General features: G+C 34.8%; 19 protein-coding genes and 1 pseudogene. 16 read left to right on the top strand and 4 right to left on the bottom strand.

All coding sequences use genetic code 11. The annotated features are described in order from the left end of the window. The first annotated feature begins 118 nt into the window (after positions 1-118). The 12 genes and pseudogenes from ACP7AT_RS09430 (at position 119) to ACP7AT_RS09375 (ending at position 12,174) form a co-directional block, all read left to right on the top strand. Positions 119-1,894: a nitric oxide reductase activation protein NorD gene (locus tag ACP7AT_RS09430; protein ID WP_426064077.1), complete on the top strand. Its 1,776-nt coding sequence runs from the start codon at positions 119-121 to the stop codon at positions 1,892-1,894. A gap of 8 nt (positions 1,895-1,902) precedes the next feature. Next, a complete protein-coding gene (locus ACP7AT_RS09425; RefSeq protein WP_426064076.1) occupies positions 1,903-2,868 on the top strand; it encodes a DUF438 domain-containing protein in 966 nt (321 codons plus the stop codon). A 23-nt stretch (positions 2,869-2,891) separates the two neighbouring features. Further along, complete coding sequence (locus ACP7AT_RS09420) at positions 2,892-3,473, top strand: cytochrome c oxidase subunit 3 (RefSeq protein WP_426064075.1); 582 nt, start codon at positions 2,892-2,894, stop codon at positions 3,471-3,473. Between the two features lie 3 nt (positions 3,474-3,476). Then, on the top strand, positions 3,477-3,713 hold the full coding sequence (locus ACP7AT_RS09415; protein ID WP_426064074.1) for a cytochrome C oxidase subunit IV family protein: 237 nt from the start codon (positions 3,477-3,479) through the stop codon (positions 3,711-3,713). Positions 3,714-3,823: 110 nt separating this feature from the next. After that, on the top strand, positions 3,824-5,314 hold the full coding sequence (gene nirK, locus ACP7AT_RS09410) for a copper-containing nitrite reductase (protein ID WP_426064073.1): 1,491 nt from the start codon (positions 3,824-3,826) through the stop codon (positions 5,312-5,314). Positions 5,315-5,438: 124 nt separating this feature from the next. Next, a pseudogene (locus ACP7AT_RS09405) lies at positions 5,439-5,744 on the top strand (c-type cytochrome); the annotation flags it as partial. A 101-nt stretch (positions 5,745-5,845) separates the two neighbouring features. Further along, positions 5,846-6,544 carry a formylglycine-generating enzyme family protein gene (locus ACP7AT_RS09400; RefSeq protein WP_426064229.1) on the top strand — a complete coding sequence of 233 codons (699 nt, stop codon included), beginning with the start codon at positions 5,846-5,848 and terminating at the stop codon, positions 6,542-6,544. 84 nt (positions 6,545-6,628) lie between these two features. Then, a complete protein-coding gene (locus ACP7AT_RS09395; RefSeq protein ID WP_426064072.1) occupies positions 6,629-7,243 on the top strand; it encodes an SCO family protein in 615 nt (204 codons plus the stop codon). Positions 7,244-7,245: 2 nt separating this feature from the next. Next, complete coding sequence (locus ACP7AT_RS09390; protein WP_426064071.1) at positions 7,246-8,508, top strand: alginate export family protein; 1,263 nt, start codon at positions 7,246-7,248, stop codon at positions 8,506-8,508. Between the two features lie 254 nt (positions 8,509-8,762). Beyond that, positions 8,763-9,107: a hypothetical protein gene (locus ACP7AT_RS09385; protein WP_426064070.1), complete on the top strand. Its 345-nt coding sequence runs from the start codon at positions 8,763-8,765 to the stop codon at positions 9,105-9,107. 136 nt (positions 9,108-9,243) lie between these two features. Continuing rightward, entirely contained in the window at positions 9,244-10,092 is an 849-nt protein-coding gene (locus tag ACP7AT_RS09380) for a hypothetical protein (RefSeq protein WP_426064069.1), read from the top strand. An 84-nt stretch (positions 10,093-10,176) separates the two neighbouring features. Beyond that, positions 10,177-12,174, top strand: a complete 1,998-nt coding sequence (locus tag ACP7AT_RS09375) for a TonB-dependent receptor (protein ID WP_426064068.1) — start codon at positions 10,177-10,179, stop codon at positions 12,172-12,174. A gap of 160 nt (positions 12,175-12,334) precedes the next feature. On the opposite strand, the gene ACP7AT_RS09370 is transcribed toward ACP7AT_RS09375, so the two are convergent. From ACP7AT_RS09370 to lysS, 3 genes are all read right to left on the bottom strand, one after another. Next, positions 12,335-12,697, bottom strand: a complete 363-nt coding sequence (locus ACP7AT_RS09370; protein WP_426064067.1) for a DUF5615 family PIN-like protein — start codon at positions 12,695-12,697, stop codon at positions 12,335-12,337. After that, positions 12,697-12,927, bottom strand: a complete 231-nt coding sequence (locus ACP7AT_RS09365) for a DUF433 domain-containing protein (RefSeq protein WP_091202359.1) — start codon at positions 12,925-12,927, stop codon at positions 12,697-12,699. The genes ACP7AT_RS09370 and ACP7AT_RS09365 overlap by 1 nt, the downstream gene beginning before the upstream one ends. 95 nt (positions 12,928-13,022) lie before the next feature. After that, a complete protein-coding gene (gene lysS, locus ACP7AT_RS09360; RefSeq protein ID WP_426064066.1) occupies positions 13,023-14,732 on the bottom strand; it encodes a lysine--tRNA ligase in 1,710 nt (569 codons plus the stop codon). A gap of 266 nt (positions 14,733-14,998) precedes the next feature. On the opposite strand from lysS, the gene ACP7AT_RS09355 reads away from it, so the two are divergent. From ACP7AT_RS09355 to lipB, 3 genes are all read left to right on the top strand, one after another. Further along, entirely contained in the window at positions 14,999-15,724 is a 726-nt protein-coding gene (locus tag ACP7AT_RS09355) for a hypothetical protein (RefSeq protein WP_426064065.1), read from the top strand. A gap of 225 nt (positions 15,725-15,949) precedes the next feature. Further along, positions 15,950-17,107 (top strand): glutathione-independent formaldehyde dehydrogenase, encoded by a 1,158-nt coding sequence (locus ACP7AT_RS09350; RefSeq protein ID WP_426064064.1) that lies wholly within the window; start codon positions 15,950-15,952, stop codon positions 17,105-17,107. Positions 17,108-17,331: 224 nt separating this feature from the next. Then, positions 17,332-18,063, top strand: a complete 732-nt coding sequence (gene lipB, locus ACP7AT_RS09345) for a lipoyl(octanoyl) transferase LipB (RefSeq protein ID WP_426064063.1) — start codon at positions 17,332-17,334, stop codon at positions 18,061-18,063. On the opposite strand, the gene ACP7AT_RS09340 is transcribed toward lipB, so the two are convergent. Next, positions 18,060-18,719 carry a ribonuclease HII gene (locus ACP7AT_RS09340; protein WP_426064062.1) on the bottom strand — a complete coding sequence of 220 codons (660 nt, stop codon included), beginning with the start codon at positions 18,717-18,719 and terminating at the stop codon, positions 18,060-18,062. The two genes, lipB and ACP7AT_RS09340, sit on opposite strands and share 4 nt — an antisense overlap. 198 nt (positions 18,720-18,917) lie before the next feature. On the opposite strand from ACP7AT_RS09340, the gene ACP7AT_RS09335 reads away from it, so the two are divergent. Beyond that, on the top strand, positions 18,918-22,004 hold the full coding sequence (locus ACP7AT_RS09335; protein ID WP_426064061.1) for a SusC/RagA family TonB-linked outer membrane protein: 3,087 nt from the start codon (positions 18,918-18,920) through the stop codon (positions 22,002-22,004). Positions 22,005-22,017 lie beyond the last annotated feature (13 nt).

Below are 22,017 nucleotides of genomic sequence, written 5' to 3'. Positions count from 1 at the left end.
TTTAATCAAAATATAAATAAAGACTAAAAATGAATACTATTACTGAGCACTGACGATTAAATTATGGTTCACTAATATAACTGATCACTAAAAACTGATCACTGAACACTAAGAAAAGATGGGTTTCGAAATAGACGAATATATAGTTGGGAAGTTATTCAAACACTTAAAAAAAAGTAAAAAGATACATCCCGAAATTATTGCAAGAACTGTAAAACTTAATGACATAAAACCTCGATTGACTATTTTGGCTCGTGCTTTGACTGGTAAACCAATCGAAATTTTCCCTGCCGAAAGAGAAGGAGGATATAAAAATAATAATTTTTTTCTTCCTATTTCTTTTTCCAAATTGTCAACAAAAAAAGATAACCTTACTTTTTATCTTTTTAGAATTTTATACTTGAGCGTACAACAGCGATTGAATTTGAATTGGACTTTGGAAGAAAAAGACCAGCCATTAGCACTTTCACAACAAAAAGCATTTGAAACATCAGAAGCTATTTTAGCCATTTTGTTTGAAGAATATTCTATCGATAAAAAATTTCATACCGAAACAAAACTGCATTTTATTCAAAAGGAAAATGGAAAAAATGCTCCTGATTTTTCTTGGCTGTATGGCAAATGGATGCAAAATGAAATAGAAAAAAACAGCAATTCCACTCTCGAAAATTTCTCTGATAAAACTAAAAAAGCAAATGAAAATCAGGCTTTAACTACTTTAAAAACAAAAGCGGTAGAAGAAGTGATTACTGTTGAGATCGATAAAAAACAACAGGAAGATTATGTCCTGCTTCACAATTTCGAAAAAGTGGAAACTGCCGAAGAATTCAATGGAACGTGGCGCGATTTTGATGGTTCGGACGAATTAGAAGAGCATCAGGAAGCATTGGAAGAGTTGAATATGAAATACACTGTTCGGGTAGATGATACGGCACATTCCGTTTATCAATCTGATTTTATTGAGAATACTTCCATCTCCGAAAGTGCCGAAATTGATGCTAAAGGATTCCATCTTACGTATAACGAATGGGATTTTAGCAAGCGTATTTATAAGGAGAATTTCTGTAAAGTGTATCCGAAATCACAACAGAAAACAGATCCTAATTACTATAAAAAGACCATTGCAAAAAATGCTTCAACCTTATTGGGTTTGCGTAAAATGCTGACCAATGTCAATAATAGAATGCAACAGCAAAAACGACAGACACAAGGAGATGAATTTGATATTGATGCCATTACGGATTTGTATTTTGATGTTCATTCGAAACGGACACCTTCGGAAAATATATACATTTCAAATCGGAAAAAAGAGAAGGATTTATCGATTTTAATCCTTTTGGATATCAGTCTTTCCAGTGATGGATATGCCGCAGGAAATCGAGTGATTGATGTGGAGAAAGAAGTTTCTATTCTTTTTGGAGAAATCTTAAACGAGTTCAATATCGATTTTTCCATTGACAGTTTTTACTCCAAAACCCGCAATTTTTCGACCTATTTAACGGTAAAGGATTTTGATGAAAACTGGAACATCGCTAAACATAAAATTGGAGCGATGGAACCAAATGGTTATACAAGAATTGGAGCCGCTTTACGTCACGCCGGTGCAAGACTTGATAAAAGAAACACAAAAAATAAATGGGTCATCCTGATTTCTGACGGAAAACCCAATGATTATGATAAATACGAAGGAAAGTACGGTGTCAATGATGTTAAACAAGCACTTCGGGAACTCAACAACAGGAATATTAATTCCTATGCATTGGCTATTGAAGCTCAGGCAAAATATTATCTGCCGCAAATGTTCGGGCAAAATCACTATCAAATTCTAACAACACCAGTCGAATTATTGCGATCCTTGGTGCAATTGTATGAAAAAATTAAACATCAAAAATAAACACTATAATGAACGATATTTCAAATACCACAATACTTCCCGAAGGACATCCGGTTCAGATTTACTTTCAGGAAAACGACATTATTCAGGCACTTTTAGAAGAATTATCCGCTGTAAATCCTGAGGATGATTTGCAGAAATATACTAATATATTCAATCAGCTTCATACCATTGAGAAACGATTTGCCCGTAAAGAAAATCAGCTTTTTCCGTTTTTAGAAAAAAAAGGATGGAACGGTCCTTCTCAGGGAATGTGGTCCTTTCATGATAATTTAAGAGAGCAATTCCGTTTAATTCAGTACTATCTTAAAATGAATAATCCAGAAAAAATTAGTATCAATACTCCCTTTTTGGTGAATGGAATCGACCGATTGATGCAGATGGAAGAAGCGGTTTTGTTTCCAAATGCCTTAGAACTGCTTACTGAAGCCGACTGGATTGAAATGCGCAAAGGCGAAGAAGAAATTGGCTGGATGCTGCCAGAAGCTCCTGCTCCTTATCCAAAACAAGAATACATTCACCCAAGTGAAGATTTTACCAAAAGAGAAATGTCTTTTTCGCTCGAAAATACGGCTCATTATGATGAAGGATATATGACGGTGGAGCAGGTGAATTTACTTTTTAAAACGATGCCGTTAGATTTGACTTATGTTGATGAAAACGACAAAGTGATTTTCTATAATCGGGGAGAAGAACGCGTATTTCCAAGAAGTGCCGGTATTATTGGTCGTGAAGTCAAGTTTTGCCATCCACCAAAAAGTGTAGGAACCGTTCTTAAAATTCTGGATGAATTTAGAAAAGGAACAAAAAACGAATCCTCATTTTGGATTAATTATAAAGAACGTCTTATTTACATTCGCTATTTCGCGGTAAGGGATGATGATAAAAACTATAAAGGCGTTATCGAAATGTCACAGGATATTACTGATATCAAGAAAATAGAAGGCGAAAAACGATTGTTGGACTGGGATTAAATTATATTTAAATACAGATTAAAATGAACACACACAAAATTGATTACAAAAACATCTACTACCCTCCAGGAGGTATTTTGATGTGGATTATTATTTTTCTGGAACTTCTTACCTTCGGGATGGCACTTGTGGTATTTGTTTATTATGGAAAAGAGCAACCTGAATTGTTTCATCAGTCACGGCTGCAACTCAACAGTACTTTGGGAGCAATCAATACTATTTTTTTGTTGACAAGTGGTTTTTTTATGGCCAATGCTGTTCATGAGTTTAAAGAGAATAACTTAAAAAAGTCCTCTTTATATTTTAAATTAACCATGCTTGGTGGACTGTTATTTTTAATACTAAAAAGCGTTGAGTATTACCATAAAATTGAAACTGGTATTACACCGGAAACCAATGTTTTTTTTACTTTTTATTGGTTGCTAACCGCTTTTCATCTTATTCATGTAATTATGGGTTTGGTTATTTTAATCTGGACCAACTACGGAATGATGAAAAAAAAATCGGATACAGGAGTTGAAGACATCGAGGCTTGCGCCGCTTTCTGGCACATGTGCGATTTAATCTGGCTTCTTTTGTTTCCTGTTCTCTACTTAATTTTTTAAAAAATGAAAAAAACACTTTTTATCACGTATGGGTTACTGATCCTATTGACGGCTTCGACCGCTTTGATTTCGAATTCAATGTCTGTTTCTCGCCTTACTATTATTTTAATTATAGGCTTATCAGCAGTGAAATTTCTCTTGATTTCTTTCAAATTCATGGAACTTAAAAAGGCAAATGCTTTTTGGAAAGTGAGTTTAATTTCAGTTTTAGGATTAATTGTTTTAGGTATTATTTTGTAGAAACAATTCTTAAATAAAAGTTAAATACATGACAAATGTCATAATAAAGGATAAAGTTATCTTTTATTTTTACACTATAAAATCACGCTTAATTTAACACCTAAATTATTATGGAAATTACATTTAATTTCAACAAACAGAATAGGGTATTGGCCATTGCTTTTTTTGTAGCCCTTGGTCTGTATTCTTGTTCTAAAAATGAGGAAAAAGACTCAAAATATTATGAAAGTATTACGATAGATGGTCAAAAGACAGCAGAGCTGACGGCACCTCCTTTTGTTCCTAAACCAGTGGGCGATCGTGCCGCTACGAAATTGGTTGTGAACATGGAAATTAAAGAACAAGAGGGCGAAATGGTAGATGGTGTTAAATATACCTATTGGACGTTTGGAGGATCAGTTCCTGGAAGTTTTATAAGAACTCGGGTTGGTGATGAGGTAGAATTTCATTTGAAAAATCACCCCGATAATAAAATGCCACATAATATAGATTTACATGCGGTAACTGGACCAGGCGGAGGAGCAACATCTTCATTAGTGGCACCGGGACATGAAAAAGTATTCAATTTCAAAACGTTGAATCCTGGCTTGTATGTCTACCATTGCGCCACAGCTCCCGTGGGAATGCACATTGCAAACGGCATGTATGGTTTGATTTTAGTGGAACCTGAAGGTGGTTTGCCTCCAGTTGACAAAGAATACTACATCATGCAAGGCGATTTTTATACCAAAGGAAATTATGGAGAACAAGGCTCTCAACCATTTGACATGAATAAAGCGATTAAAGAACAACCTGATTACGTTGTATTTAATGGAAAAGTAGGGGCGTTAACAGGAGATAAAGCATTAACAGCCAAAAAAGGGGAAACAGTACGTATTTATATGGGTAACGGTGGACCTAACTTAGTCTCTTCTTTTCATGCAATTGGTGAAATATTTGACAAAGTTCATGTAGAAGGTGGGGATTTGATTAACAAAAATGTCCAAACAACTTTGATACCAGCCGGTGGCGCTGCAATAGTTGAATTTAAAGTGGAAGTTCCCGGTACATTTATTCTGGTAGATCACTCTATTTTTAGAGCTTTCAACAAAGGGGCGTTAGGAATGTTAAAAGTAGAAGGAGATGATACTAAAAACGTCTATTCCGGAACTACTCAAGAAGGAATTTATTTACCGGAGGGTGGTACGATACAAAATATGCCAAAAGTAAAAGGGGCAACTAAAAGTGTTGCGGTAAAAACTGTAGCCGAACATATAAAAGCAGGGAAACAACTTTACGGAAGAACCTGTCTCGCCTGTCACCAATCAGAAGGGCAAGGAATTCCTAACGCATTTCCTCCATTAGCCAAATCAGATTTCTTAAACGCTAATTCTGATAGAGCAATAAATGCGGTTTTACACGGACTGAGCGGAGAAGTTACTGTAAATGGTAAAAAATTCAATAATGTTATGACCAGTCAAAATTTGACCGACGATGAAGTAGCCAGTGTGCTGACTTATGTCTACGATAGTTGGGGAAATAATAAAACGGTTGTAACGCCGGCAATGGTTAAAACATTGAGAGGAAAAGTGGCGCCAAAAGTAAAAGATATTCATGAATAAAAATGGGATTTAATCCAAATTGAAATAAGTATTTAACTTTAATTATAATAAAATGAAAAAGTATATTTTATGCATCGGAATGATGGGACTGGCTTTACAAGGATACAGTCAAAGCGCTGATAAAGGAAAAGGAATTTATGCGAAAACGTGTATCGCTTGTCACCAAGCTGCCGGGCAAGGAATTCCGGGTGCTTTCCCTCCTTTAGCGAAATCAGATTATTTAAATAAAGATGTGAATCGCGCCATAAAAGGAGTCGTAAAAGGATTAAAGGGACCGATTACTGTAAATGGTAAAAAATTTAATAGCGCCATGCCCGCACAAGCATTAAGCGATCAACAGATAGCAGATGCCATGACGTATGTTTACGCCAGTTGGGGAAATAATAAAACCAAGGTTACACCAGAAATGGTAAAAGCCCAAAGAAAATAATTCGTACAACTTAAAAGAAATTAGCCATGTTAAATTTGAAAAAATTTTTGCCACTATTTTTGTTTCTTATTACAGCATCGCTATCGTCTCAAGTTGTTAAAATGGCTTCTATTGAAAGAGGGACTTTTGTCCCTCTTTATGGAGCTACAAGTAAAAAACCAGTGCAAGTTGAAGCTTTTAAACTTGACATTTATCCGGTGACCAATGCCCAGTTTTTGGAATTTTTAAAGAAATATCCAGAAAACAGTCGCTCCAGAATGAAAGGTGTTTTTGCCGATAAAAGCTATTTGTCTCATTGGGAAAGTGATTTTAATTATGGCTCTGCCAATTTAAATACTGCTCCGGTAACGAATATTTCTTGGTTTACAGCCAAAAAATATTGTGAGTGTCAAGGAAAACGATTACCGACTATGGACGAATGGGAATATGTTGCCATGGCCGATGAGAAACGAATTGACGCACGTACCAAAGAAAACTTTAATAATTACATTTTGTCTTGGTATGAAAAGCCAAAAACCTATGCAAATCCGGTAGGTCGTACTTTCAAAAATTATTGGGGCGTTTATGATATGCATGGATTAGTTTGGGAGTGGACAGCCGATTTCAACAGTGTTTTTCTTTCTGGGGAATCCAGAAAAGATAAGGATACGGACCGGAATCTATTTTGCGGAAGCGGTTCTGTCAACGCAACAGATTTAATGAATTATGCCGCTTTTATGCGTTATGCTTTCCGAGGAAGTCTTAAAGCACGATTTACTACTAAAAACCTCGGTTTTCGATGTGCGAAAGATAAAAAATAGCATTCAAAATCAACTCAAATGACAACAGAAATGAAATCAAAAAGTCATAACCCCAGCTTATCAGAACAGGTAAATCTTTCAAAAATGAAAATTAAAAAAAATACTTGTAAAACGCTTTTTTTAGGATTGGTTTTAATTCTTTTATCACTTCAATCCTGTGTAAATAAATCAAAAGTAGAAACAATAGACAAACCGATTTCGGATTTATCCATTTATAATCTTCCTTCAAAATGGACCAATGAAGAAGGTGAAAATCTAGAAATGAAAGATTTGAAAGGAAAAGTGCTGGTTATGGTAATGATTTACACTTCTTGTAAGTCTGCTTGCCCAAGATTACTGGCTGACATGCGTAACATTGAACAAAGATTGCCGAATAATCTAAGGGATAACGTGACATTGGTTTTAGTGAGTATTGATCCAGCTGTAGATACGCCCAAACGTTTGAAAGCATTTGCCATTGAAAATAAAATGGACGGCCCACAATGGGTTTTCTTACGCTCATCAGAAGAAAACACAAGAGAATTTGCAGCAGTTTTAGCTGTGAATTATAAAAAAATAGCGCCGTTGGAATTCTCCCATTCCAATATCATAACTGTATTTAATGCTGACGGCGAATTAGCATATCAGCAAGAAGGTTTAGGTGTCAATTCAGACCAAACCATTCAAAAGATTACTGAGGAAGCGCAAAAAATAAATTAAACATGAAACTATTTAAAATAATTGGTTTGTCATTTTTAGGAATGGTAAGCATAGAAACTTATGCCCAAGAGTTGGATGTAAATCTGCAACTGAGACCGCGTTATGAATTCCGAAACGGTTTTAAAAGCATTATACAAAACGGTGAAAATGCAACCTCATTTGTATCGCAACGTTCCCGATTAAATTTTGATTACAAGCAAGAAAAATTAAAAACCAAATTGACTTTTCAGAACATTCGTACCTGGGGAGATGTGGCGACAACAACATCGGTTGATAAAAACGGAATTGCTTTATTTGAAGCTTGGGCGCAATATGATTTTGATACCAAATGGAATGCACGTATAGGCCGCCAAGTGATTTCGTATGACAATCAGCGTATTTTTGGAGAAATCGATTGGGCGCAACAAGGACAAAGTCATGATGCTGCAGTAATTACATTTCATCCTAAGAATCATCAATTGGATTTAGGTTTTGCTTTGAATGCCAATGCAGAAAATTTATTGGAGCCGAAAATCGCTTACACGACGAACTACAAAAACTTGCAATATGCATGGTATCATACCCAGTTTAGCAAATTAAATTTGAGTTTGCTGCTGTTAAATACCGGATATCAATTTGGAAAATCCCTTGGCAATTTAGAAATAGATTACAAACAAACTTTTGGCACTTACTTTTCTTTCAAGGAAAAAAAATGGGATACTAATTTTGGGGCTTACGGACAAACTGGAAAAAGCGCCGGTAAAAAGGTTAACTCCTGGTATGCAGGAGCGTTCCTTGGGCATGCGGTCACCAATACATTCAAAGCGGGATTAGGATATGAATATCTTTCGGGTAAAAACCAAAACGATAACAGTTCCGACATAAAATCGTTTAACCCGATTTTTGGAACCAATCATGGTTTTAATGGTTTCATGGATTATTTTTATGTAGGAAATCATCAAAACAGTGTGGGATTGCAAGATGCCTATTTAAAGTTAAACTACACGTCTAATAACTGGCAGTTTACGTTGATGCCACATGTTTTTAATGCGCCGAATACTGTTTTGGATGCTACCAATAATGAGATGGATAGCTATTTAGGAACAGAACTCGATTTTACTGCCAGTTACACGATTCAGAAGGATATTGTTGCTTCAATGGGATATTCTCAAATGTTTGGTTCTGAAACTTTAGAAAGAATAAAAAATGTTGCTGATGCCGCCAATACCAATAATTGGGCTTGGGTAATGGTTTCTTTTAATCCTATATTATTTAGTTTAAAATAATGCTGATATCGCGATTAAAACGAGAATTAGTTTTCTCGTTTCGTGTTCTTAGGTATAAGTTTTTATGACTTTTGTTGAATAAGCAACTAAGGATTATAATGTGTATTTCCTCTGGGTAAGCATATAAATAATCAGAGATTTTTAAAAATAAATTCTAAAAATATTCTTTTGTAACTGATGTGTTTAATCGCTGTAGAATTTAAAAAACATATTACTTTTGCACTGTGAAAAAAATCATATTCATAATTGTACTTATGATGCTTGTAAAGCCGATTCTTCCGGTTTTAGAGTATGTTGTCAATTATGAATATATTTCAAAAGTACTTTGTATCAATAGGGATAAACCTAAAATGCAATGTAACGGAAAATGTCATTTGATGAAAGAATTGGCTAAGGCTTCTGATGGTGAAAAACCGCTTTCTTCAGATAAAAAAGGAACTACTCCAATACTTGATGTACTCATTTTTGAGGAAATCAAATCTTTCGAAATTGTACCCGTTTGTTTTGGTACCAAAGAAAAAACAAACCAGTACTATTCTAATTTATACTTTTACTTGAATATTGCTTCTGTATTTCACCCACCCACTTTCATTTCTTAAATTTTTTAGGCATGTAATGTGCTTTTATTAATCCGTTTTCCGCAACGGATGAGATTCTGCTTGCTTTTTTTGGAAATAAATAATCCAAAAATGGCCTGCAAATCAATACCTAATATTTAAAATAAAATCTAAAGAAATGAAATTTCAATTAAAAAATATACTGGCTGTAATGGCTGTAATACTTGCTTTTCCCTCCTGTTCTTCAGACAGCGAAACTCCGGCCGTAAATGAATTGGCAGAACTGACCAAATTCAAAGAAATAACAAACACGACCCATACTATCGAATTGTACGCTCATTCGGGAGCTTTAGAACAAGGTTATAACGAAATCAGTTTAAGAATTAAAGACAAAACAAGTGGCAATTATGAAAAAAATGCGACTGTTAGTTGGATTCCACTGATGCACATGACTATGATGACGCATTCCTGTCCTAAATCGGGAGTTGAGAAAGTAACGGCTGATGGAACTTTATACAAAGGAAATATTGTTTTTCAAATGCCTCAAAACGCCACGGAATATTGGGATTTAAAAATTGATTATACGATTAATGGAGCCGCGTATACGGCAACTTCAGTGATTGATGTTCCGGCTTCGGCCAAACAAAGAGTGACTACTTTTACAGGTTCTGATAATGTAAAATATATTGTGGCTTACATTGAACCACATCATCCAAAAGTGGCACTTAACGATATTACCATCGGTGTTTATAAAATGGAATCGATGATGAGTTTTCCAGTAGTTGATAATTTTAAAGTTAAAATTGATCCAAGAATGCCAAGTATGGGAAATCATGGTTCGCCAAACAATGTTGATTTAACGCAGTCTACTTTGGACAAATTATATCATGGAAAATTATCATTGACCATGACCGGTTTATGGAAAATCAACTTGCAGCTTTTGAACGCATCTAACGTTGTTTTGAAAGGCGAAAGCATTACGGATTTAGTTCCGGCAAGCAGTATTTACTTGGAGATAGAATTCTAATTCTGGTACATTTTCCTAACTAAAAAAGGTCAAAAATATCAAATGTATTGACAGCGCTTTTGGCCTTTTTTTAATTTTTCTATGATGAGAAAGAAATTATATGGTTTTGTACTCTTATGTTTCACTTCGATAACTCTTTATGCACAAGACCAAGTTGCAGATACGGTCGTTCCAAAAAAACTAAATGAAGTGATTGTCATTGGAAAAAAAACCCAATTATATCAAAAACAAACCAAACCTCTGGCTACGGTGGAGGAGTATTTGCAACAGTCTGGAAAAGTTGGAATGATTAAAAGAGGCGGTTATGCATGGGAGCCAATTATTAATAGTATGGCTACCGAAAGAACGTTGATTACTATAGACGGAATGCGCGTTTTTGGTGCTTGTACGGACAAAATGGACCCGATAACTTCTTATGTTGAGGTTTCCAATTTATCGGAAGCCACAATCACATCGGGACAGCTGGGCGGTTGTCATGGAGCAACCATTGGCGGAGCTATTGATTTAAAAAGAAATCGCAGCGGATTTATGAATTCCGGTTGGGATGTTTCATTGCATTCCGGTTTTGAAAGTAACGGCAATCAAAAAATTATTGGATCGGGAGTCAATTACGCAAACAATCATTTTTATAATGATACTGATTTTATGTACCGCGATGCCGAAAATTATTCAGCAGGAAACAATCAAGAAGTTTTGTTTTCACAGTTTAGAAAATTCAATATTTCTGCCACTTCTGGTTTTTCTTTTGATGAAAATAAAATGTTGGAAGCTTCATTAATCTATGACAAAGCAACGGATGTTGGATACCCCGCACTTCCGATGGATGTTTCTTTGGCGGAAGCTTTAATCACTTCATTGAAATTTGAATATGTACTAAAGTCATCAAAAATTGAAAATTGGGAAACCAAAATTTATTACAACACGATTACACACATAATGGATGACACCAAACGACCTTTTGTACCAATTCGCATGGATATGCCGGGTTGGAGCGATACGTACGGATTCTATTCAAAAGTTAAAGGAGTTTTTAAAAGCCATCATTTTCTGGTCGATTTAAATTCGTTTTACAACCGTTCCATTGCTGAAATGACGATGTATCCGAGCGATCCAAAAGAAAGTTTGATGTTTATGTTTACCTGGCCGGATGTGCGAACACTTTATAATGCGGTGTTTCTGGAAGATAATATCATTTTGAACAGTCAATCCAGTTTGAGGTTTTCAGCTAGCGTTGCGAATCATTTTAATAAAGTTGCTGATGCTTTGGGACTGGAAAGTTTGCAGATTTTTTATCCAAATATGAAAGACAGCAAAAATAGAATTTTAAAAAGTATTTCGTCAAATTATATGTATGATAAAAATGGGTTTCAGTATGGATTTGGACTTGCTTATGGTGAGCGTGCTCCATCGGTTTCTGAGGGATATGGATTTTACTTGTTCAATAGTTTTGACCGATTCGATTATATTGGAAACCCGGAATTAAGAAATGAAAAATCATCAGAAGCTAATGCTTTTATTGGTTACAAAACCAAAAAAATAAGCACTAAAATCTCGTCTTCTTATTTTCATATCTCAAATTATATAGTTGGTAAACCAGCTGAGAACTTGATTCCGATGACTATTGGCGCAAGCGGAATAAAAATCTATACCGCACTTGATTATGCTACTATTTTTAATACTGATTTGAATATTGAATACCAATTTGACACGAACTTTAAATGGTCAGGGCAATTGGTTTACAGCTACGGACAGGATTATAAAAAAGAGAATTTGCCTTTTATAAGTCCGTTGCGGTATTCATCTTCGTTACATTATAGACTAAATAAATTCTACTCTGAAATCGCGGTTCAGGGAAATGCAGTTCAAACGCAGTACAGTCCTTTTTACGGTGAAGACAGAACGCCGGATTATGCGATTTTAAACATCGCATCGAGTTATTCATTTCAGATTGATAAAAACAAATGGAATGTAAAAGCAGGTGTAGAGAATGTTTTAGATACGTATTATTCCACTTTTTCAGATTGGAACAATATCCCTAGAAAAGGAAGAAATTTCTTTTTGAATATTAGTTTTGGATTTTAATACTATCAGAGTTATAGTTTGGAACAAAAAAGGAGCTTCAATTTGAAGCTCCTTCTTTTATGGTTTTTTTTAAGAATGAATCACCAAACTATCAAACCAAATTTCAAAAAAACTACAAAAAGTTCAAATTAGACAATTTTTTAAGTTTTGCATCAATTTATTAAATAGTGGTCACCTTAATAAAATGGCTGTCAATTTCAATCAAATATTGATTATGGGTTTTGTTAATCGTTTCTATTTCACTGATAAAGTTATCAAAGATCTTAATTAATTGAGCATTTGAGATATTGCCTAAATTTATCTTTATTAATTTTTTTGGACTTTTTTGTACTAGGAACGAGTTTTTAAAATCAAAATCTTTCGTGATTAATATAAAATCGTTTAGGTCGGAAAATTTAGCAATAGTACTATCTGTTGTAAACCATTTATCTAAAATAGTATTGATATGAGTGCATTCAAATCCTTGATTGTTGATGTGTTTTGTAAGTTTAATTGAAATATGTACATCACATAGAAATTTCATTAACTTACTTCTTTTAGAATATCTCCTGAAATTGATAATTTCGCATAATATAACGATGCTAAAATATCTTCTCTCTCTAATTCAGGATGATCGTCTAAGATTTCACTGGTTTCCATACCAGAACCTAACATATCTAATATTACTTCCACAGGCCATCTCATATTTCTTACGGTTGGCTTTCCGTGGCAAACATCAGGGTTTATTGTAATTCGTGAAATTAGATTTTCCATCTCGATTAATTTTACTCAAATATAAAGATAATATTCTATAAAAAAAAGGAGCTCCAGTTGAAGCTCCTTTTTACAAATATATTTTTCGAATAAACTTATTCTTTCAATCTACAAGCTTTCACATCACCATTTACGACAACTTCGGTCAATCCTAAAGAAGATAAATTTTTCATGGCTTTGTCCCATTTTTTACCACTCAATTCCGATTTGATTTTTAAAAGACCAAACTCCATTTGGTTTTCATTTCCTTGTAATAACGAGACAATTAATTTCTCATCTTCTTCCAATTCAATTTTCACCTGTTTTTTCTCTGGTCGCATTTGAGGGAACAACAATACTTCTTGAATAGAAGCATTATTGGTCAGGAACATCATCAAACGGTCCATTCCAATTCCTAATCCGGAAGTTGGTGGCATTCCATATTCTAACGCTCTCAAGAAATCTTCATCGATAATTCCAGTAGCTTCATCATCTCCTTTTTCAGCTAATCTCATCTGCTCTTCAAAACGTTCTCTTTGGTCAATCGGATCATTCAACTCAGAATAAGCGTTCGCTACTTCTTTACCACAAACCATTAACTCAAAACGTTCCGTCAATTCTGGATTATCACGGTGTTGTTTGCACAGCGGAGACATTTCTTTTGGATAATCAGTAATAAAAGTTGGTTGAATATAATTTCCTTCGCATTTAGCGCCGAAGATTTCATCAATCAATTTCCCTTTTCCCATGGTTGCATCCACAATAATACCCATTCCTGTTGCTGCATCAAATAATTCAACTTCACTTTTTCCTGATATATCAAAACCAGTAAATTGTTTGATAGAATCTGTCATCGTAACTCTAGCATAAGGCGCTTTGAAGTTCACAGTGTGTTCCCCAAAAGTCGCTTCTGAAGTTCCGTTTACACTTATGGCGCAATGTTCCAACAAGTTTTCAGTGAATTTCATCATCCAGTTGTAGTCTTTGTAGGCTACATATATTTCCATGGCGGTAAACTCTGGATTATGGGTTCGGTCCATTCCTTCGTTACGGAAGTTTTTCGAAAACTCATACACTCCATCAAAACCACCAACAATCAATCTTTTTAAGTATAATTCATTGGCAATACGCATGTACAAAGGCATGTCAAGCGCGTTGTGGTGCGTGATAAATGGACGCGCCGCAGCACCACCAGGAATTGGTTGTAAAACAGGCGTTTCTACCTCAAGATATCCTTTGTCATTAAAGAAAGAACGCATTGCATTGAACAATTTAGTTCTTTTGATAAACGTTTCCTTCACGTAATCGTTTACGGTTAAATCCACGTAACGACGACGGTATCTTTGTTCCGGATCAGCAAAAGCATCGTACGTTTTCCCATCAGCATCCGTTTTTACCACAGGAAGTGGTTTTAAGGCTTTTGCCAAAACCGTCAATCCATAAACATGAACTGAGATTTCACCAACTTGTGTTTTGAAAACCGTTCCGCGAATCCCAATAAAATCACCAATATCCAAAAGTTTTTTGAAAACTATATTGTACATTGTTTTCTCTTCATCAGTCGAAATGTCATCTCTTGAAACATAGATTTGAATACGTCCTTCAGCATCTTTCAATTCCGCAAATGACGCCTTTCCCATGATACGCTTACCCATCAAACGTCCTGCTAAAACAACTTCCTTACCTTCGTACTTCCCGAAATCGGCTAAGATTTCGCTGGAATAGGCGGTTGTAATGAATTCAGCTGCCGGATAAGGCTCAATGCCTAAATTGCGTAATTCGGTAAGTGCTTCTCTACGTAATATTTCTTGTTCGGATAATGCCATTTTATTCTGATTTTAAGAGCGCAAAGATACTATATAAGTTTTTAAATTTAAAGTTTAAAATGTACCGTTTTTTGAAGCACAATATTTCGTTTTTTCATGACGATTTGTCCCGCTATTCGCTCTATCTTTTTTTCTTGTTTGAAAAAAACAAGAAAAAAAGGATGCCGCTGTTATCGGGGCTATGCAACGACTTTTATTTTTCAAAAAAACATGAAAAATAGTACAAATCATGTATATTTGAAATCAAATCATTTCGCAAAAATCCAATGAAAAAATACATCACATTATTATTATCAGTATTCTTAACAAGTTGCCAAGTCACAGAAACCATGAATTTAAACCAGGACGGAACCGGGAATATAGAAATTAGCAAACTGCGTGAGGAACAAAGTTACATGCAATTGGTGGGAGAGGAATATTCCAAAGAAGATGTTTTTAAGGATACTACTTATGTTTTTAAGGATTTGATAACAAAACATTCCGAAACGTTTTCCAGATTGCCAGCTTTTGAAAAAGCCATTTTTGAAAAATTTAATACTGTAAAAGTGCATGTCAAGAAAAGTTCTTTTGAGAAAGAATTTCGCACAACAATCACTCAGAATTTTACTAAAATAGAGGAAGTTGCCGATTTACACAAAACCGAAGAATACGCAGATGATATAGAAAATAATTATGCATTGGTTGCCGAGGAGCATTATTACAGTGTGAACTACACTTTTAACGGAAGTGTTTTTAATAGGATAGTCAAAATTACAGATGGAATTGAATTAAAAAAACAGCAAGGCAAGATTGAAAGTTATAAATCGCAAGTTTCTAAATTCAAAATTACGCAAGACTATGTTTTAAAATATTATTTTCCAAAAAAAATAAAATCGGTTTCAAATTCAAAAGCAAATATTAGTGAAGACCGCAAATCCTTGGAACTACAATTTTCTTTAACTGATTGTTTACAAAATCCTGAAATCACTTCGTTAGAGGTGCTTTTAGAGTAATATTAGTACTGTACTTTCTTATAAAAAAGGAACCATTAAAAGATCCCATTTATTTTCACTCATATTTTCGCTTCCTAAAACTATAACACTATATTAACTAATTGATTTACAATAACTTAAAAAAATAACTATATCTTTAAATTTTTATTAAATTCCAAAAATGTATTGAAATAAAAAGGAATAAATACCTTAATCAATAAGTATAACGATTTAAATATAGATAGTATGAAAGCAATTGTTTATTACGGCCCGCTCGATGTAAGGGTCACAGAAATGCCGGATGCCGTAATTGAGCAACCGACGGATGTATTGGTAAAAATAACCGCAACTAATATTTGTGGGTCGGATTTGCACATGTACCAAGGCCGCACCGATATGGAATCCGGAAGGATATTTGGACATGAAAATATGGGTAGAGTTGTGGAAGTGGGCAAAGCCGTAACTCAAATTAAAATTGGGGATATGGTTTGTCTTCCATTTAATATTGGATGCGGTCATTGCCGCAATTGCGAAAGTGGTTTAACAGGTTATTGCCTTACAATGAACCCAGGATTTGCAGGTGCTGCTTATGGTTTTGCCGGAATGGGGCCTTTTAGTGGCGGGCAGGCTGAATATTTGCGCGTTCCTTATGGCGATTTTAATTGTCTCAAATTACCGGAAGACGCTGTTGAAAAGGAAAATGACTATGTAATGTTATCGGATATTTTCCCTACTGGATATCACGCCACGGAATTGGCATGTGTACAACCTGGTGATTCAGTAGTTATCTATGGCGCAGGTCCAGTAGGACTTATGGCGGCACATTCAGCAAGTATAAAAGGCGCTAGCCAAATAATGGTGGTTGATAATCATCCTGACCGGTTGAAACTTGCTGAAGAACTGGGTGCTATTGCAATTGATTTTTCGAAAGGTTCTGCTGTGGAACAAGTGCTGGAACTAACCAAAGGAATGGGTGCGGATAAAGGTTGCGAATGTGTCGGTTATCAATGTTGTGACAAACATGGTACGGAGCATTCTAATATAACGATGAACGAACTCGTCCAAGCCGTAAAAGCAACAGGTTGTATCGGAGTCGTAGGGGTTTTTGTGCCAAAAGACCCGAAATCTAAAGAAGAGTTACAAAAAGAAGGACACATGGATTTTGACTTTGGTCAGTTTTGGATGAAAGGGCAAAAAATTGCCACGGGACAGGCGAATGTAAAATCGTATAACCGCCAACTTTCTACATTGATTTCTGTGGGTAAAGCAAAACCATCATTAATTGTTTCGCATGAACTTTCATTAGACGAGGCTCCTGATGCATACAAACATTTTGATGCCCGTGACAATGGATGGACAAAAGTGATCCTTAAACCAGAGATGGTTATGGGTAAAAAATTATAAATTATTTAATTGTTTATTGCAGTAAGTACAAACTGGAAAGGAAGTCCTAACACCTTTTTGCTCGATTCCATGGAGTAATAAATGGATATTAATAGTTCTATGCAAATAGGTTATTAATATCCATTTATTGTTCTTGTCATATAAATTGTGATCTACTTTTCAAAATTCATATTTCAAACCTTTGTACCTTTGTTTCTCAAAACCTTTGGCATCTCAAAAAAAAAATGAACAAAATCATCCAACTTAAAGATTTAAGAAGTAAAGATTATAAAGAAACTTGGGAATACCAAGAAGAATTGTTTAAAGGAATCGTTGACTTAAAAATTAAAAATAGGAGAGAAGAAACTAATTTGGAAACGCCCAATTACTTTCTTTTTGTGGAGCACCCTCATGTTTATACTTTGGGGAAAAGTGGAGATTTAAGCAATTTGCTCTTATCTGAAAAACAACTCGAAGCCAAAGGAGCGACTTTCTATAAAATCAATCGTGGCGGTGATATTACCTACCACGGGCCAGGACAGATTGTGGGCTATCCAATTATAGACCTAGAAAATTTCTTTACAGATATTCATAAATACCTGCGTTTTCTCGAAGAATCTATTATTCTTACACTTCAGGAATATGGAATAGTTTGTGGCAGAAGCGAAGGCGAAACTGGAGTTTGGTTGGGTGCAGGAACTCCATTTGCCAGAAAAATTTGTGCGATGGGCGTTCGCGCGTCCCGTTGGGTAACGATGCATGGATTTGCGCTAAACGTGAATGCTGATTTGGGTTATTTTGACAATATTATTCCGTGCGGGATTCGTGGCAAAGCCGTAACCTCTTTAAACGTAGAACTTGGCGTTGAAAGAGTAAATGAAACAGAAGTGAAAGAAAAAATCCTGAAACATTTCTCCATTCTTTTTGAAGCGACTTTTGAGAAATCTGAAATCGTTAAACAGCAATCAAAAATCTAAATTTCTAATTTTAATTGTTCCGGTAACAATCGAAATGTCATTCGGTGGTATTTAGTGGTCCCAAATTTCCGAATTGCTTCACGGTGTTCTTTGGTGGGATATCCTTTGTTTTGTTTCCAATTATACATCGGGAATTCTATATGTATCCGGTTCATATACTCATCTCTATACGTCTTAGCTAATACGGAAGCGGCAGCAATACTCATAAATTTTGAATCTCCCTTTATGATACTGGTATTTGGAATTGAATTTAAGATTTCAATTTCCGCGTCAGTGAAAATTTTCCCTCCACGGTTTTTAATTCCTCCTTTTGGTATGAATGGACTGTTTCCGTCTACTATAATAGATTCTGGTCTAGGATCTAATTTTAAGATGCTTTCTTGCATCGCTTTTATAGATGCGTTTAAAATATTGATTTCATCAATAATGAAAGGCTCTAAATGTGTTATCGCAAATGAAATGCACTGCTGTTCTATAATAGGTCTTAATTTTTCTCTAACTTTTTCAGATAACTGCTTGCTGTCATTTAAAAACTCATAATGGAAATCAGATGGTAATATTACGGCGGCTGCAGTAACAGGCCCAGCAAGGCAACCTCGACCAGCTTCGTCAGTTCCTGTTTCTAAATGTGGTGTTAAAAAGAAGGGGCTTAACATTAAATTAATTTTGACAAAAATATAGCTTTATATCTAATTGAATACATATAATTAATTTTATACATTAAAATTTGGTAAATTATGTTTTTTTTGATAAAAAATAGTGACAAAAATAAAATGTGTTAATTCTTGTAAATAGTTGGTTCTTTAAGAAATTATTATGATTTTTGCCAAATAACTAATTCAAAACAAATTAATATGAGATCAAAATTCAAATGGATTTTTTCGTTGCTGTTGGCGTTGTCAATGCAATTTGTGTTTGCACAAGAGAAAACGGTTACAGGTGCAGTTTCAGACTCTACCGGACCTATTCCAGGAGCAAACATTGTTGTTAAAGGTACAAATAGAAGTGCGCAAACAGATTTTGATGGTAAATATTCTATAAAAGCAAGTTCAGGTGAAGTTTTAGTATTTTCTTTTGTAGGTATGAAAGAAACAACAGCAAATGTTGGTGCTTCTTCGACCGTTAGTATTAGAATGGAGCAAGAAGGAAATACATTAGAGGAAGTTGTCGTTGTAGGTTATGGTACTCAAAAGAAAAAGAATCTTACCGGTTCAATATCACAAATAAAAGGAGAATCTATAGCAAGCTTGGCTACTCCTAGTTTCGAATCACAATTGGCTGGTAGAGCTGCGGGTGTTCAAATTACTTCTAATTCAGGTGTGCTAGGTCAGGCTCCTAGAATTAGGATTAGAGGAATTGGTTCAATTTCATCTGGAAGCTATCCTTTAGTTGTAGTGGATGGTGTGCCTATTTTCACAGGAGATGTTGGTGGATATGCAAATACTAATGGTTTAGGAGACATCAATCCAGCGGATATTGAGTCTACAGAAATTTTAAAAGATGGATCTGCAACCGCTATTTATGGTTCTAGAGCTTCTAATGGTGTAATATTAATTACAACAAAAAAAGGAAAAGGTGGCAAGTTTAGAGTAAATTATAATACTTACACTGGAGTTGCTTCGCCAATTGATTTCTTAGATTTGTTAGGAACAAATGATTTCATCACAATTCAAAACGAAAAAAGATCAAACAGAGCAGCTTCACCGTGGGCAGCTGGAACTGCATTTAATACAGATTGGCAAAAAGCGGTACTACGTTCTAATGCTTTTCAAACAGATCATAATTTATCACTTTCTGGTTCAACAGAAAAGACAAATTATTATTTTTCAACGGGTTACAATGATCAAGAGGGTATTGCTAAAGCAAATAGTCAAACGAGATATAATGTAAGAGCTAATGTTGACCAAAAAGTTAAAAGTTGGTTGAATGTTGGTGTCAATATGGCTTTGTCAAGAACACAAAATGATGGTTTGAATACAGGTGCTAACTCATTATCAGGGTTAATGTTTAATGCAATGCGTCAATTACCTAACACTCCAATATATGACGCTACTCACCCGACCGGTTATAATATTGCTGGTGGAAGTGTAGGTCAAGGAGCAAACTTATCAGTTATTGGCAATAATTTACCAAACATTGTTTATGTTTTGGATAACAATATTTTCAGATCAAAAGTGGATAGATCTTTAGTGAGTCTGTTTGCTGATTTTAAAATTTTACCTAGTTTAAATTTTAAAACTCAAGGAAGTGTGGATGCCATTGGAACTGAAGGTTTTCAATACTTAAATCCAATTAATGGAGACGGTGCAGGTGTGGCTGGATCAGTTAGAAATAATTTTTCAAACTTCACCCGTTGGAATGTGCAAAATATTTTGTCATACAACAAGACGTTTGGTGAAGCACACAATTTAGGTGCTACAGCAATCTATGAAGTACAAAAAGAAAGAGTGAATACTTTCTTTGGAGGAGGTAATGGTTTATCTGATACTTTCTTTAATCAAGGATTAATTACTGGTTCTTATGCTACGCAAGTTTCTGGAGGAGGAATATCTGAAAACGGAATCATTTCTTACGCAGGTAGATTAACGTATAACTATAAAGAAAAATATTTCCTTCAGGGTTCTATTCGTACAGACGGACTTTCTTCATTGCCAACGGCTAACAAATGGGGAACTTTCCCAGGTGCTTCTGCAGGTTGGAGTATAAACAAAGAGTCTTTCATGGCGCCATTAGAAAATGTTATTTCTGAATTTAAATTAAGAGCTTCTTATGCGGAAGTTGGGAATGTAAGTATTGGAAATTATCCATATTTAGGTTTGTATAATAACTCTAAATATGCAGAATACAATGGAATTGGTTATTCTCAAGCAGGGAATAATGAATTAAAATGGGAGACTTCAGAGAAATTTGATTATGGTTTGGATTTAGCTTTTTTTGATAATCGTTTGAAATTTACTTATGATTATTTCATTAATAACCAAAACGGGTTAATCTTAGCTGTGCCTCAGCCTTTGTCTTTGGGTGTTCCAAATAATTCAATTTCAAAGAATATAGGTTCTTTAAAAAATTCAGGTCATGAAATATCAGTTGAAGCTTCAGCTATGAAATCGGAAAACTTTGATTGGACATTAACTGCTAATTTATCGTTAGTAAAAAGTACAGTGAATACTTTAGTGAACGGCCAAGACATTAATTATGTTGATGCAGATAACTTTAATACAGGTAACAATATATTGAGAGAAGGTGAATCGCCTTATGCTTTGTATGGTTTTAAATATTGGGGAGTAAATCCTGCTAACGGTAACCCAGTTTATTATAAAGCGGATGGTTCATTAGTTCAAGGAAATATAGATACTCAAGCGTATAGAGTTTTTAATCCAAGCAATCCTGGGGATATATCTGTAGCTTCTTCTTTGAGTACATCTGATAAAAGTGTTTTAGGAAATGTACTTCCTACTTATTTTGGAGCGTTTAATTCTAACATGAGATATAAAGATTTTGATTTAGGTTTTATGTTCCGTTTCAGTGGAGGTAATAAAATTCACAATTCAACAAGACGTGATGCATTGACTATGAATTTCAATAATAATAGTACTGAAATATTAGGAAGATGGCAAAGTGCCGCTATTCCTGGTGATGGATGGACTCCAAGAATGAGAGACGACAGAGAAACTTTTATCAATTTGAATCAAGCATCTACTCGTTTTGTAGAGGATGGTGATTATATCAAACTGGATAACGTAACTTTAGGTTATAATTTACCAAGAACAGTTTTGGAAAAAATTGGAGTAGATAAATTTAGACTTTTTGTGCAGGGTCAAAACTTATTAATTATTACAGACTATAAAGGTTTAGATCCAGAGATGGAAATTACAGGTATTGATTTAAATGGTACTCCAAGGTCTAGAATATTTACTCTTGGTCTTAATGTAGGTTTTTAATTTTAAAACGAAA

Origin of the sequence: Flavobacterium sp. DSP2-3-1, assembly GCF_049896865.1 — a bacterium.
Classification (GTDB): Bacteria; Bacteroidota; Bacteroidia; order Flavobacteriales; family Flavobacteriaceae; genus Flavobacterium.
This window is presented reverse-complemented; position numbering and strand designations above follow the sequence as displayed.